14 protein-coding genes are annotated in these 13706 nt (G+C 47.7%); 13 read left to right on the top strand and 1 reads right to left on the bottom strand.

Features of this window, described 5'->3' with window-relative positions; genetic code table 11:
• The first annotated feature begins 1 nt into the window (after position 1).
• From rpsK to KG118_RS02750, 6 genes are all read left to right on the top strand, one after another.
• Positions 2-391 carry a 30S ribosomal protein S11 gene (gene rpsK / locus KG118_RS02775; RefSeq protein WP_002558049.1) on the top strand — a complete coding sequence of 130 codons (390 nt, stop codon included), beginning with the start codon at positions 2-4 and terminating at the stop codon, positions 389-391.
• 115 nt (positions 392-506) lie between these two features.
• A complete protein-coding gene (gene rpsD, locus KG118_RS02770; RefSeq protein WP_009122264.1) occupies positions 507-1112 on the top strand; it encodes a 30S ribosomal protein S4 in 606 nt (201 codons plus the stop codon).
• A gap of 11 nt (positions 1113-1123) precedes the next feature.
• Positions 1124-2116: a DNA-directed RNA polymerase subunit alpha gene (locus KG118_RS02765; RefSeq protein WP_009122265.1), complete on the top strand. Its 993-nt coding sequence runs from the start codon at positions 1124-1126 to the stop codon at positions 2114-2116.
• A 3-nt stretch (positions 2117-2119) separates the two neighbouring features.
• A complete protein-coding gene (gene rplQ, locus KG118_RS02760; RefSeq protein WP_117710303.1) occupies positions 2120-2617 on the top strand; it encodes a 50S ribosomal protein L17 in 498 nt (165 codons plus the stop codon).
• Positions 2618-2761: 144 nt separating this feature from the next.
• The gene (locus KG118_RS02755) at positions 2762-3178 is read left to right on the top strand and encodes a hypothetical protein (protein WP_117710302.1); all 417 of its coding nucleotides are present in this window, start codon (positions 2762-2764) and stop codon (positions 3176-3178) included.
• Between the two features lie 112 nt (positions 3179-3290).
• Entirely contained in the window at positions 3291-3830 is a 540-nt protein-coding gene (locus KG118_RS02750) for a hypothetical protein (protein WP_117710301.1), read from the top strand.
• 48 nt (positions 3831-3878) lie between these two features.
• Here KG118_RS02750 and KG118_RS02745 read toward each other — a convergent pair whose 3' ends face one another.
• Entirely contained in the window at positions 3879-5732 is a 1854-nt protein-coding gene (locus KG118_RS02745) for a MutS family DNA mismatch repair protein (RefSeq protein WP_117710300.1), read from the bottom strand.
• Between the two features lie 309 nt (positions 5733-6041).
• On the opposite strand from KG118_RS02745, the gene KG118_RS02740 reads away from it, so the two are divergent.
• The 7 genes from KG118_RS02740 to hutH all read left to right on the top strand — a co-directional run bounded on the left by KG118_RS02740 (position 6042) and on the right by hutH (position 13460).
• Entirely contained in the window at positions 6042-6695 is a 654-nt protein-coding gene (locus KG118_RS02740) for a DUF6563 family protein (protein WP_117710299.1), read from the top strand.
• 26 nt (positions 6696-6721) lie between these two features.
• On the top strand, positions 6722-6880 hold the full coding sequence (locus tag KG118_RS02735; RefSeq protein ID WP_199598715.1) for a hypothetical protein: 159 nt from the start codon (positions 6722-6724) through the stop codon (positions 6878-6880).
• A gap of 158 nt (positions 6881-7038) precedes the next feature.
• Positions 7039-9021 (top strand): urocanate hydratase, encoded by a 1983-nt coding sequence (locus KG118_RS02730; RefSeq protein ID WP_117710298.1) that lies wholly within the window; start codon positions 7039-7041, stop codon positions 9019-9021.
• A 100-nt stretch (positions 9022-9121) separates the two neighbouring features.
• Entirely contained in the window at positions 9122-10018 is an 897-nt protein-coding gene (gene ftcD, locus KG118_RS02725; protein ID WP_117710579.1) for a glutamate formimidoyltransferase, read from the top strand.
• A gap of 29 nt (positions 10019-10047) precedes the next feature.
• The gene (gene hutI / locus KG118_RS02720; RefSeq protein WP_117710297.1) at positions 10048-11301 is read left to right on the top strand and encodes an imidazolonepropionase; all 1254 of its coding nucleotides are present in this window, start codon (positions 10048-10050) and stop codon (positions 11299-11301) included.
• A gap of 36 nt (positions 11302-11337) precedes the next feature.
• Positions 11338-11967, top strand: a complete 630-nt coding sequence (locus KG118_RS02715) for a cyclodeaminase/cyclohydrolase family protein (RefSeq protein WP_117710296.1) — start codon at positions 11338-11340, stop codon at positions 11965-11967.
• Positions 11964-13460: a histidine ammonia-lyase gene (gene hutH, locus KG118_RS02710; protein WP_117710295.1), complete on the top strand. Its 1497-nt coding sequence runs from the start codon at positions 11964-11966 to the stop codon at positions 13458-13460. Before KG118_RS02715 ends, hutH begins: the two co-directional genes overlap by 4 nt.
• The last annotated feature ends 246 nt before the right edge of the window (positions 13461-13706 follow it).

The following is a 13706-nucleotide window of genomic DNA, read 5'->3' as shown; positions in this document are numbered from 1 at the left end:
TATGGCAAAAAAAACAGTTGCAGCAAAAAAGAGAAATGTAAAGGTAGATGCTAATGGACAGTTGCATGTTCATTCATCTTTCAACAACATTATTGTTTCTCTGGCTAATAGTGAAGGTCAGATTATTTCTTGGTCTTCTGCCGGAAAGATGGGATTTAGAGGTTCTAAGAAGAACACTCCTTACGCAGCACAAATGGCTGCTCAAGACTGTGCTAAAATAGCATATGATCTTGGCTTGAGAAAGGTAAAAGCATATGTGAAGGGTCCAGGTAACGGACGTGAGTCTGCTATTAGAACTATCCACGGTGCAGGTATCGAAGTTACTGAAATCATCGACGTAACTCCGCTTCCACATAATGGTTGTCGTCCTCCGAAAAGACGTAGAGTTTAAGATTTACCTTTAATAAAAATGAAACTTGATATTGTTATTGGATTGTAAATTCTTCTCTACAATCGCGGCTGCAACAAATTAAGTTCATGAATAACAATTAAATATTTAAAAAGAAATGGCTAGATATACTGGACCAAAATCAAGAATAGCCCGTAAATTCGGTGAAGGTATCTTTGGAGCAGATAAAGTATTGTCAAAGAAGAACTATCCTCCCGGACAGCATGGTAATTCAAGAAAGAGAAAAACTTCTGAATATGGTGTTCAACTTCGTGAGAAACAGAAAGCCAAATACACCTATGGAGTTTTGGAAAAACAATTCCGCAACCTGTTTGAGAAGGCAGCTACCGCTAAAGGTATTACCGGTGAGGTGCTTCTTCAATTACTGGAAGGTCGTCTTGACAATGTAGTATTCCGTTTGGGTATTGCTCCGACTCGTGCAGCTGCACGTCAGTTGGTTAGTCACAAGCATATTACTGTAGATGGTGAAGTGGTAAACGTTCCCTCATATGCAGTAAAACCGGGTCAGGTTATTGGCGTTCGTGAAAGATCTAAATCTTTGGAAGTTATCGCTAACTCATTGGCTGGCTTTAATCACAGCAAGTATCCTTGGTTGGAATGGGATGATAATGCTAAAGTAGGTAAGTTGTTGCACATACCTGAAAGAGCAGACATTCCTGAAAACATTAAAGAGCATTTGATTGTAGAATTGTATTCTAAATAATAATTAATTTCATGGCGATATTAGCATTTCAAAAACCTGATAAAGTATTAATGTTGGAAGCGGACTCTAAATTCGGAAAGTTCGAATTTCGTCCGTTGGAGCCCGGTTTCGGTATTACCGTGGGTAATGCACTGCGCCGCATCCTGCTTTCTTCATTGGAAGGTTTTGCCATCACTACTATCAAAATAGAAGGTGTTGAGCACGAATTCTCCAGTGTTCCGGGAGTAAAAGAGGATGTTACTAACATTATCTTGAATCTGAAACAAGTGAGATTCAAGCAAGTAGTTGAAGAATTCGAGAGCGAGAAAGTAAGTATTACAATCGAGAATTCAAGTGAATTTAAAGCAGGTGACATAGGTAAGTATTTGACTGGATTTGAAGTGTTAAATCCTGAATTAGTTATTTGTCATTTAGATTCAAAATCAACTATGCAGATAGATATTACGATCAACAAAGGTCGTGGTTATGTTCCTGCTGACGAAAACCGCGAATATTGCACCGACGTGAACGTAATTCCTATCGATTCTATTTATACTCCGATACGTAATGTTAAGTATCAGGTAGAAAACTTCCGTGTTGAGCAGAAGACTGACTACGAGAAACTGGTGCTTGAGATTACTACGGATGGTTCCATTCATCCGAAAGAGGCTCTGAAAGAAGCTGCAAAAATATTGATTTATCACTTCATGCTCTTCTCTGATGAGAAGATTACGCTGGAAAGCAATGATGTTGACGGCAATGAAGAGTTTGATGAAGAAGTATTGCATATGCGTCAGTTGTTGAAGACTAAGCTCGTTGATATGGATCTCTCGGTTCGTGCTCTCAACTGTTTGAAAGCTGCCGATGTAGAGACTTTGGGCGACTTGGTACAGTTCAACAAGACTGATTTGCTGAAATTCAGAAACTTCGGAAAGAAATCGCTTACCGAGCTTGATGATTTGCTGGAAAGTCTGAATCTGTCGTTTGGAACTGATATTTCTAAATATAAATTAGATAAAGAATAAAAAATGAGACATAATAAAAAATTCAACCATTTGGGTCGTACTGCCTCTCATAGAAACGCTATGTTGGCTAATATGGCGTGTTCTTTGATTAAGCACAAAAGAATCACTACGACCGTTGCAAAGGCTAAAGCTTTGAAGAAGTTTGTTGAGCCTTTGATTACAAAAGCTAAGGATGATACGACAAATTCTCGTCGTGTTGTATTTAGCAATTTGCAAGACAAGTATGCTGTAACTGAGTTGTTCAAAGAAATCTCTGTGAAGATTGCTGATCGTCCGGGTGGTTACACTCGTATCATCAAAACAGGTAACCGTTTGGGTGATAACGCTGAAATGTGCTTCATTGAACTTGTTGACTACAACGAAAACATGGCTAAGGAAAAAGTTGCTAAGAAAGCTACTCGTACCCGCCGTTCAAAGAAAGCTACTGCTGAAGCTGCTCCCGCTGCAGAAACTGCACCGGTGGCTGAAGCACCTGCCGCTGAAGAAGCAAAAGCAGAATAATTCAACTATTCTTTTTATATATAGAAAGCCGTCCCAGCGATTGGGGCGGCTTTTTTGTTTATACTTTTATTTACATAAACAAACATTAAAAGATGTGTGTATAAAACAATGCTATGGAATAAACTGTTATATTTGCAAATAGTTATGGGCAAATATCTAAAAATCATAGGACTTCTGGCGCTTGCGTTGGTTTTGTGGCAAACATCGAGTGCTGCATTTACTGTTACTCCGGTAAGTGTAGGGGAGTCTGTGGATATTCAGGCGGTGGCGGTTTCACATCATCAGGACGAGACTTGTTTCACTTCACCGCAATTGCCTTATCTGCCGGTGGCGGAGTTGGCAAGTAGCAGTAGCCATATGCAACTGCTTACAATGTCCCGTATCCAGCGTTCTTATATTAGTGAGTATATTTTTTCTTTAAAAGACTGGGTGGACAAGCTTGCCCAGCGCGAAGCGGTTTTGTCACTGAATAGAGAGAAACTGTTTGACGCTACTGCTTACTATCGTTGCCAGCCTGTGTGTGAATATTACATTTTCACATTGAGGCGGATTCTGATTTAATGTTTTATTGTATTTAGTTATTTTCCTCGTATATGGGTGGTAGGCGCTCAGATGTGGGGTGGATTGTATTTTCTATTTCTCTAATTCATTAATTCATAAAACTATTGATATTATGGCAACTCAAACTATTGACGCAACTCTTTTCACGTCTTCACATCCCGATATTGCAAAACGTACAAGTGTCTCCGGGCTCATCATCTCTGCGTTGATGATGCTGGCAGGTATTCTTATTTTCGCATCTATTTTTGAAATGCACGATAGGTCCTCCACTATCAGCATGGGGTTGATGGTGTTGGGTACGGCATTGATTTTACTGGGAGTATTCCGTTTGTTCTGGAAGTCAAAAGAAATCGTTTACCTGCCTACGGGAAGTGTGGCAAAAGAACGCAGTCTGTTTTTTGACTTGAAATATATAGGTAAACTGACCGAGATGCTTGAAAGCGGCAATCTGGACAGTGAGTCCGGGGTAAAGAGTGAATCGAGCGGCAATGTACGTATGGACATTATGATTTCGCAGGACAATAAATTTGCAGCGTTGCAATTATTCCAGTTTGTACCCTATACTTATACTCCGGTGACTTCTGTCCGTTATTTTACCGGTAACGAAGCGGCGGCTGTTTCAGCTTTTCTGTCAAAATGCAAAGCGATGTAAATTCATGTAGATAAGACATAATCAAAAGATATATATAGAGAGTGGGGATTAGTCGGTAACGGCAATCCCCATTTTCTTCATAAGGAAACAGGCGTTCATGTTCTGTGCTATGCCCGGGCGGAGACGGTAGGAGAAGGTCAGTTCATTGTTGGTAATATTCGCTTCGAAGCGGTAGTTACGGATATTCTCCGGGAAAAGGTCGATAAGTGTGCCCAGCAATAAGTCGTGGGTGGCAATGATGCCGTTGGCTTGCAATGCCATGAACTGTTTGATGAGTGCAAAAGACCCCTTTTGTTTATCCATGGAATTTGTACCTTTCAATATTTCATCAAGAATGATGAAGAGTTCTTCACCCGATTGCAGTTTGTCGATAATGAGTTTCAGGCGCTTAAGTTCGGCAAAGAAGTAAGATTTGTTATCGTTCAGGGAGTCGCTGGTGCGCAGGCTGGTGACAAGGCGGGCGGGATATGCCTCCATTTCTTCCGCACAGACGGGCATACCGGTGCAGGCAAGCAGATAATTGATGCCTATCGTGCGGAGATAAGTACTCTTGCCGGCCATGTTGGCACCGGTGATGATAATAAAGAAGGGGCGTTTCTCCATGTCGATGTCGTTGCGGACACAGCGATCGCGATGCATCAGGGGATGTCCCATGTTCTTGGCACGAAGCATGAAATGGGCGTTGGCGTCGGTATTCTTCGTGCCGGAGAGCATATCGGCTCTGCTGAGCAGGACAGGATAGGAGTATTCCGGATGATTGTAGGCAAAGGTTGCCAACGAGTTGAGGGCATCCATTTGTCCGAGGGCGGTGAGCCAATGGGGCAGCTCACCGGCATATTGTTCTTTCCATGCCTCGATACGCATAATCTGTCGTAACTCCCAAAAGAACAGACCGTTGAGAATGACATACATGAATATGTTGTTGCGTTGGTCCAGTTCATTCATCAGCTTGCTCAACCGGCTGATGGAAAGAGAGGCTTTCTGCTGTTCACCTCCAATCTCCTCTTTAAGGCTTTTCAGTAAATTGCACCTCATGGGCTGGGCTTCCATAAGCCTGAGCAGTCCGGCATAGGTTCCAAGAATTTGCAGTTTTTTGCCATACACAGCCTGTATCTTGGTGATTTTCCCTGTAAAAGCAAAGCCGACGGTAACAAACGCCGTCCAAATTACTCCCCATATGCTTGCAGGCAAGTAGCCGGTAATTACTAAAAGTACGCATACGATATTGGCGCTTGTGATGATTGCCGGCAACGTACGCAGGAGCCTGTTCTTACGGAACACGCCGGGACTTGTGGCCCATGTTTTCAATTCCGTTTCGTCGGCAGCCTTTCCTTTATGCAGTAAGCCGAGGATGCGGAACCGTTGGCGGAATTGCAGTTCGGGAGCCAGTTCGCGTACGGCTGCTTGGCGCTCCAGTATATTTTCTTTCTTTTCGAGATGCCGCCCCAGCCAGCCTGCCAACAGACGTTTCCCCGGTTCGGTGCAAGTGCGGTTGATGTACTGAAACAGCGAGTGCTCACCGAATACGTCCAGGTCATAGGCATACAGATGCGCAGGGTCGATAAACTCCTTGCCGCCATCGAAACCGGATGTGTCATAATCCAGTGCGGCCAGCTCTTGCCGGTTGACCTCTATTTCCTTTTCCAAATAATCTTTGCGATGGAACAGGCGATTATGGTATTTTATCAGAAGGATGAACGGCAGAAATGTGACAAGCGCAATCCCTGCCAGTACCGCCCAGCTTTCCGCCCGAAAATAGATAAGCCCTGCCACTCCTGCAACGAACAGCAGCAACCGCAATGTGCCGATGCGATAAATCTGTTGCTGTACTTTATTCAAGCCCTGTTGCGCTTCGTCCGCAATGCGGTGGTAGGTTGATTTTATATTCTCGATGTTTTCCATTTATTTCCATGTTTTATAGATGGGCAAAGATAAGTAAATATATGGTTTTTCCCTCTAAGGGTAGCTGAAATACCAACCGGTTGGTATTCAAAATACCACTGTTTGGTACGAAGCCTACCAATCGTTGGTACGGGAGCTACCACAGCTTGGTACGAGAGCTACCAACGGTTGGTATTTCAAGTACCCTGTGTATGGAAATCATTTTATGGGAGATATGGTGTTTTTTTTCTTCTGTATGTTTGCTGCATAACGATAAAAAATGTACCTTTCGCTCAAGAAAGCAAAGTTTCAAAAAGAAAGGATAGCGATATGAAAAGAAGTTGGGTGTTAGGGATATTGGCATTATTGGCTTTGCCGTGTTCGGCACAGCAGATAATGTATTCCAACTTGAAAGAATTGGTGGAAGACCGTGGAGATACGGTGACCATATTGAAAGTGGAGAAGCGTTCCAAGAATCAGATTTATCTGATGGGAGGGGCGGATTATCGTATAGAGGCTGAGGATAACTCCGGGTTGTGCCGTTATTTAAAATCCCGTTGCTATGCGGTGCGGATAGACACATCGCTCTATGTCAACTGCAGGAAGATGCGCTATAAACGCTACCGCTTCGGTGGCTGGTATGCGCCTGCCATGTGGGTGAAGGGGAAGATTTATTTCTGCGCGCAACCTGTGGGACAAGCCGCTACGAGTACTGCCACTCCTGCCAACGCCACGAAGTTGGGTGGAGAAGTGGGAGATGCCATCAATGCTTCGGGACTGGTATTTGCACGCGTGTACTATGAGCTGAATCCGGAGACGGGACGCTCGGAGTTTGTGGGCAGGGAAAAGATGCTGGAACTGCTGGCGGATTATCCGGAACTGCAAGAAGCTTTTGAAAAGGAAACGAGCGAATCGTCCGAGGTCATCGGAAAGTATCTGAGGCAACTCAAGTCTGAACCGACTTGTTCCACTACAATACGCTGAAACAACTGTAAAGGATAGATTCTTTGATGGTGGGTTACTCGAAAGGAACAGTAGACGCCGATGCCTATGGGCAGGTTGCCAAGTTGCCGGTTAACGGCGGATATCCGAATGGCTTTTATATGGCGCGCTCATCAAGCATCAACTCGGATTGCAGGCGGTTGTCGACAATTCTGTGGAGCCGGTGATGTTTGTGGAAACCTATAACAAGGCTGCGAAGTAACTTTTCTGACTTTATGATAAATAATCCCGGTATTCTATTGCTAATATCGGGATTTATTTTTATATTGCGGCAGATGAATGCCTGTGTCTTCTGACAATTTGTAACCATTTACCTTGATATACTATGGAGATTACTTTAAGCAAGACATTGCCCCCTTATCCCACCTTCGTAGAAGGTATCCGGCGGGCGCCCGACCGTGGCTACACCCTCGACTCCGCACAAACAGCTACGGCATTGAAGAATGCCCTGCGCTACATCCCTAAAGAACTGCACGAGACGCTTGCTCCCGAGTTTATGGAAGAACTCCGCACACGCGGACGCATTTACGGTTACCGTTATCGTCCGCAAGGCGACCTCAAGGCGAAGCCCATTGACGAGTACAAAGGATGTTGCATCGAGGGCAAAGCCTTTCAGGTGATGATAGACAATAACCTCTGTTTCGATATCGCCCTCTATCCCTACGAGCTCGTCACCTATGGCGAAACGGGGCAGGTATGCCAGAACTGGATGCAATACCGCTTGATAAAGCAATACCTCGAAGTCCTTACCAGTGACCAGACACTCGTTGTCGAAAGCGGACACCCGTTGGGACTGTTCAAGTCGAAGCCCGAAGCGCCGCGTGTCATTATAACGAATGCGATGATGGTGGGACTGTACGATAACCAACAGGACTGGCACACTGCCATGCAGATGGGCGTTGCCAATTACGGTCAGATGACTGCCGGAGGGTGGATGTATATCGGGCCGCAAGGCATCGTGCACGGCACTTTCAATACCCTCTTGAATGCCGGGCGGCTGGAGCTCGGTATCCCTCAGGACGGTGACTTGCGCGGGCGGCTTTTCGTATCCTCCGGTCTGGGCGGCATGAGTGGCGCCCAACCCAAGGCCGCCGAAATGTCGGGAGCTGCCGCTATCATAGCCGAGGTGGATGCTTCACGTATCGAAACCCGCCATCATCAGGGCTGGGTGGGGCGCGTGACGGATTCGTTGCCGCAGGCTTTTGCTTGGGCAAGAGAGGCAATGAACAACCGTACGCCGATTTCTGTCGCCTATCACGGTAATGTGGTAGACCTTTTGGAATATGCCGTAAAAGAACAAATACATATCGATTTGCTTTCCGACCAGACCTCCTGCCATGCGGCGTACGACGGCGGCTATTGCCCCGTGGGCATCACCTTTGAAGAACGTACCCGTATGCTGCATGAGAACCCGAAGGCATTCTGCGCTGAGGTGGATGCGACCTTGAAGCGTCACTTCCTTGCTATCAAAGCATTGGCGGGGCAGGGCACTTACTTCTTCGATTACGGCAATTCCTTTATGAAAGCCGTCTTCGATGCCGGTGTACCGGAGATAGCGCGCGACGGCAATGACAAGAACGGCTTTATCTTCCCCAGCTACGTGGAAGACATTATGGGACCGGAACTCTTTGACTACGGCTACGGACCGTTCCGCTGGGTTTGCCTCAGCGGCAAGCACGAGGATTTGATAAAGACAGACCGTGCCGCCATGGAGTGCATCGACCCTACCCGTCGCGGGCAGGATTTGGATAATTATAACTGGATACGCGATGCCGAGAAGAACAATCTGGTGGTAGGTACGCAGGCGCGTATCCTCTATCAGGATGCCGAGGGGCGCATGAAGATTGCGTTGCGTTTCAATGAAATGGTGCGCCGTGGCGAGGTGGGTCCCATTATGCTGGGACGCGACCACCACGATGTCAGCGGCACGGACTCTCCTTTCCGTGAGACGTCCAACATAAAGGACGGCAGCAACGTAATGGCGGATATGGCGGTGCAATGCTTTGCCGGCAACTGCGCACGGGGCATGAGCCTTGTGGCGTTGCACAACGGTGGCGGAGTAGGCATCGGCAAGGCCGTCAACGGCGGCTTCGGCATGGTGTGTGACGGTTCCGAGCGGGTGGACGAAATCCTGCGTTCCGCCATGCTTTGGGATGTTATGGGCGGTGTGGCACGCCGTTCGTGGGCACGCAATGCGCATGCCATGGAGACAAGCGAAGAATTTAACCGCACTCATTCGGAAGGTTATCACATCACGATACCTTACGTGGCGGATGAAGAACTGATAAACAAATACATAGATAAATGATGAATTAAGAATGAAGAATGAAGAATTAGGCTGCGCAATGCAAATGCGCCGCAAGGTAATTCTTCATTCTTCATTCCTCATTCTTAATTTCCAAAGTGTTATGAATAAAATCGTAGAATGTGTCCCCAATTTCAGTGAGGGGCGTGATTTGCAGAAGATAGACCAGATAGTGGCTCCGTTTCGCGGCAGACAAGGTGTGAAGTTGCTGGATTACAGTAATGACGAAGACCATAATCGGCTGGTTGTTACTGTGGTGGGTGAACCCGAACCGCTTCGCGAAGCTGTGCTCGAAGCCATCGGTGTGGCTGTGCAGCTTATCGACCTGAACAGGCATCAAGGCCAGCATCCCCGTATGGGTGCTGTGGACGTTGTCCCCTTTATTCCTATCAAGAACGTAAGCATGGAAGAAGCCGTTGCGCTTTCCAAAGAAGTGGGTGCGGAAGTGGCAAAACGTTATAATCTGCCTGTATTCCTTTACGAAAAATCCGCATCGGCGCCTCACCGGGAGAATCTTGCGGCTGTCCGTAAGGGAGAATTCGAGGGGATGGCGGAGAAAATAAAACTTCCCGAATGGCAGCCCGATTTCGGTCCGGCAGAACGTCATCCTACTGCGGGAACGGTAGCCATCGGAGCGCGTATGCCGCTGGTGGCGTATAACATCAACCTCAACACCCCCAGTCTGGAAATTGCGCACGACATCGCTAAGAAGATACGTTTCATCGGCGGCGGCCTGCGTTACTGCAAGGCTATGGGGGTGGAACTGAAAGACCGGGGAATTACCCAAGTGTCCATCAATATGACCGACTATACCCGTACGGCGCTTTACCGTGCTTTCGAGTTGGTACGCATCGAAGCGCGCCGTTACGGTGTCAGCATCGTGGGCAGTGAGATTATCGGCCTTGTACCTATGGAAGCGCTGATTGATACGGCGTCCTACTACCTCGGACTGGAGAACTTTTCGATGCAGCAAGTGCTGGAAGCCAGAATAATGGAGTAACTTTCCGATTCTTTTTTAAACTAGAAAATATGACGGAGAACCTTATTATCTTCAATGCCCGTGTCGTAACTCCCATTGGCTTTTCCGCCCGCCGCGGCAGGGAAATGGAAGAACTTTGTATCATGGATAACGCTACGGTGGAAGTCACCGGCGGCATCATTACCTACGTAGGCCCCAATCGTGGCGAGGAGCGCGACGGCTATTATCAGCGTTACTGGCATTATAATGCCCGTGGCAAGTGCCTTTTGCCGGGCTTTGTCGATTCGCATACGCACTTCGTCTTTGGCGGGGAGCGTGCCGAAGAGTTTTCTTGGCGGTTGAAGGGCGAAAGCTATATGTCCATTATGGAGCGTGGCGGCGGCATTGTCAGTACGGTGAAGGCCACCCGTGAGTGCAACTTTATCCAGTTGCGCGGCAAGGCAGAAGGATTTTTGAAACAAATGAGCGCTATGGGAGTGACCACCGTCGAGGGTAAAAGCGGCTACGGGCTGGACAAGGAAACCGAACTGCTGCAACTCCGCGTGATGCGCAGTCTGAACAATGACGAGCACAAGCGGGTGGACATTGTTTCCACTTTTCTCGGTGCGCATGCAGTGCCTCAGGAGTATAGCGGACGTACGGACGATTATGTGGATTTCATTATCCGTGAAGTCATGCCCGCCGTTGTCCAGAACGGGCTGGCGGAATTTTGCGATGTCTTTTGCGAGCAAGGCGTGTTCTCCATCGGGCAGTCCCGCCGCTTGCTCACCGCTGCCCGTGAAATGGGGCTGGCATTGAAACTCCATGCCGATGAAATTGTGCCGTTGGGCGGTGCGGGGCTGGCCGCGGAACTCTCCGCTGTCTCCGCCGACCACTTGCTGCACGCTTCCGATGCGGATATTCGTGCCATGGCGGACAAAGGTACGGTTGCCACATTACTGCCTCTTACCGCCTTTGCCCTGAAAGAACCGTATGCCCGCGGACGCGAAATGATTGATGCGGGGTGCGCCGTTGCGCTTGCCACCGACCTCAATCCCGGCAGTTGCTTCTCCGGCTCCATCCCGCTGACCTTTGCGCTGGCGTGCATCTATATGAGAATGAGTATCGAGGAAGCTATTACCGCCCTCACACTGAATGGTGCTGCCGCCTTGAATCGTGCCGACAGCATCGGCAGCATCGAGGTGGGGAAGAAAGGGGACTTTGTAGTGCTGAATACGGACAATTACCATTTCCTGCCCTACTACGTGGGGATGAACTGCGTACACACCACGGTGAAAGAAGGCGTGCTTTATCCGGTACTCTGAAATAAAGAACTTATACTTAATTTACACTTAAATACTATGTTAGTCGATTTAACACTCAAAGAGTTTTTGAATAAAGTGGCGGGTAGTGATCCCGTCCCCGGTGGCGGAAGCATCGCCGCATTGAACGGAGCCATAGCCTCGGCTTTGGCAGCGATGGTTGCCAATCTTACTATCGGCAAGAAAGGCTATGAGGAGCATGAAGAACTGATGCAACACATCGCCGGCGTGGCTTTGCAAGAGCAAAACACCTTTATCGAAGATATTGACCGCGACTCCGAAGCCTACGACAGTGTATTTGCTTGCTTCAAGATGCCGAAAGCCACCGATGAAGAAAAGACCGCCCGCAGTGCCGCCATTCAGGAAGCTACCAAGTTTGCCGCGCTTGTGCCCATGCAGGTGGCCCGCAATGCCTACGAACTGATGACCGTCATTATGGATGTGGCCCGCTTGGGCAACCGCAACGCTGTGACCGATGCCTGCGTGGCGATGATGTCCGCTCGCTCTGCCGTATTGGGGGCGTTGCTGAATGTGCGTATCAATCTCGCTTCGCTGAAAGATAAAGAGTTCGTAACCAAGCTGCAAGCCGAATCCGACGAACTGGAACGTCTTGCTTGCGCCAAAGAAAAAGAATTGTTGGACGAAATCAATGAGGAACTCAAAGTATGAAGAATGTCTACTATGTCGGTTCGGGCGAACTGACTTTCGACCTTATCGAACGCATCATCAATGAGAACCTGAAACTCGAGTTGGCTCCCGAAGCCAAGGAACGCATACAGAAATGCCGCGATTACTTGGATAAGAAAACAGCCGAGTCTGCTGAACCTCTGTACGGCATAACCACCGGGTTCGGCTCCTTGTGCAGCAAGAACATCTCACAGGATGAACTGGGCACTTTGCAGGAAAACCTCATCAAAAGCCATGCTTGCAGCGTGGGTGAGGAAATCCGTCCGGTCATCATCAAGCTGATGATGTTGCTCAAGGCGCATGCACTGTCCTTGGGACATAGCGGTGTGCAGGTCATTACCGTGCAGCGCATCCTCGACTTTTTCAATAACGACGTGATGCCTATCGTCTACGACCGCGGCTCACTCGGAGCTTCGGGCGACCTTGCGCCGCTTGCCAATCTTTTCCTGCCCCTTATCGGTGTGGGTGATGTGTATTATAAAGGCCGGAAGCGCGAAGCAATCAGTGTGCTCGATGAATTCGGCTGGGAGCCCGTCAAGTTGATGAGTAAAGAGGGACTTGCCCTGTTGAACGGTACGCAGTTCATGAGCGCTAACGGTGTTTTTGCCATCCTTAAGGCTTTTCGTCTCTCCAAGAAAGCCGACTTGATAGCTGCCCTTTCTTTGGAAGCCTTTGACGGTCGCATTGACCCTTTCATGGACTGCATCCAGCAAATCCGTCCCCATAAAGGACAAATCGAGACGGGAGAGAATTTCCGCAAGCTCTTGGAAGGCAGTGAACTCATAACCCGTCCCGGCAAACACGTTCAAGACCCATACTCTTTCCGTTGTATCCCGCAGGTACATGGTGCGACGAAAGATGCCATCCGCTATGTTTCCTCAGTCTTATTGACGGAGATTAATTCCGTAACGGACAACCCCACTATCTTCCCCGATGAAGATCGCATCATTTCGGGTGGAAACTTCCACGGCCAGCCGTTGGCTATTTCGTATGATTTTTTGGGTATCGCCCTTGCCGAACTGGGGAATATTTCCGAACGCCGTATTGCCCAGCTTATCATGGGACTGCGCGGATTGCCGGAATTCTTGGTTGCCAATCCCGGTTTGAATTCCGGATTTATGATTCCTCAATATGCCGCTGCTTCTATGGTAAGTCAAAACAAGATGTATTGTTATGCCGCCAGCAGCGACTCTATCGTCTCCAGTAACGGGCAAGAAGACCATGTTAGTATGGGAGCCAATGCCGCTACGAAACTCTACCGCATCATGGACAACTTGGAGCATATCCTCTCCATCGAGCTGATGAATGCCGCACAAGGCATCGACTTCCGCCGTCCGCAAAAAACCTCACCTGTCTTAGAACGTTTCCTGCACGAATATCGCAAGGAAGTCCCTTTCGTGAAAGATGACATTGTAATGTACAAAGAAATTCATAAAACTGTGGCATTTCTCAGTCGAACTAAGTTCGATTATTAGGAATCTTCCCAATAAATCTGCCATAACCCTAATTTTTATTAATCGTTTAACAAAAGAAAGAAAACTTAATTGATGAATTAAGTTTTCTTTCTATATTTGCTTCGTTTTATTCCGAAAATGAATAAAACCTCAAATCCGCAACTAAGCTCTTCAGCGTCCTTCTTGCGTCTAAACGTCCTCTCATCACTGAATTAGCAGATAAATTGAGGCTGAAATACCCACTTCTGCCCACAATATCCCCTTGCC

The sequence above is a fragment of the Bacteroides propionicigenes genome (assembly GCF_018390535.1).
GTDB lineage: Bacteria > Bacteroidota > Bacteroidia > Bacteroidales > Bacteroidaceae > Bacteroides > Bacteroides propionicigenes.
This window is presented reverse-complemented; position numbering and strand designations above follow the sequence as displayed.

Coding starts and splice junctions, on each gene's coding strand:
- rpsK (WP_002558049.1), top strand. CDS start 2: ATGGCAAAAAAAACAGTTGCAGCAAAAAAGAGAAATGTAAAGGTAGAT.
- rpsD (WP_009122264.1), top strand. CDS start 507: ATGGCTAGATATACTGGACCAAAATCAAGAATAGCCCGTAAATTCGGT.
- KG118_RS02765 (WP_009122265.1), top strand. CDS start 1,124: ATGGCGATATTAGCATTTCAAAAACCTGATAAAGTATTAATGTTGGAA.
- rplQ (WP_117710303.1), top strand. CDS start 2,120: ATGAGACATAATAAAAAATTCAACCATTTGGGTCGTACTGCCTCTCAT.
- KG118_RS02755 (WP_117710302.1), top strand. CDS start 2,762: ATGGGCAAATATCTAAAAATCATAGGACTTCTGGCGCTTGCGTTGGTT.
- KG118_RS02750 (WP_117710301.1), top strand. CDS start 3,291: ATGGCAACTCAAACTATTGACGCAACTCTTTTCACGTCTTCACATCCC.
- KG118_RS02745 (WP_117710300.1), bottom strand. CDS start 5,732: ATGGAAAACATCGAGAATATAAAATCAACCTACCACCGCATTGCGGAC.
- KG118_RS02740 (WP_117710299.1), top strand. CDS start 6,042: ATGAAAAGAAGTTGGGTGTTAGGGATATTGGCATTATTGGCTTTGCCG.
- KG118_RS02735 (WP_199598715.1), top strand. CDS start 6,722: ATGGTGGGTTACTCGAAAGGAACAGTAGACGCCGATGCCTATGGGCAG.
- KG118_RS02730 (WP_117710298.1), top strand. CDS start 7,039: ATGGAGATTACTTTAAGCAAGACATTGCCCCCTTATCCCACCTTCGTA.
- ftcD (WP_117710579.1), top strand. CDS start 9,122: ATGAATAAAATCGTAGAATGTGTCCCCAATTTCAGTGAGGGGCGTGAT.
- hutI (WP_117710297.1), top strand. CDS start 10,048: ATGACGGAGAACCTTATTATCTTCAATGCCCGTGTCGTAACTCCCATT.
- KG118_RS02715 (WP_117710296.1), top strand. CDS start 11,338: ATGTTAGTCGATTTAACACTCAAAGAGTTTTTGAATAAAGTGGCGGGT.
- hutH (WP_117710295.1), top strand. CDS start 11,964: ATGAAGAATGTCTACTATGTCGGTTCGGGCGAACTGACTTTCGACCTT.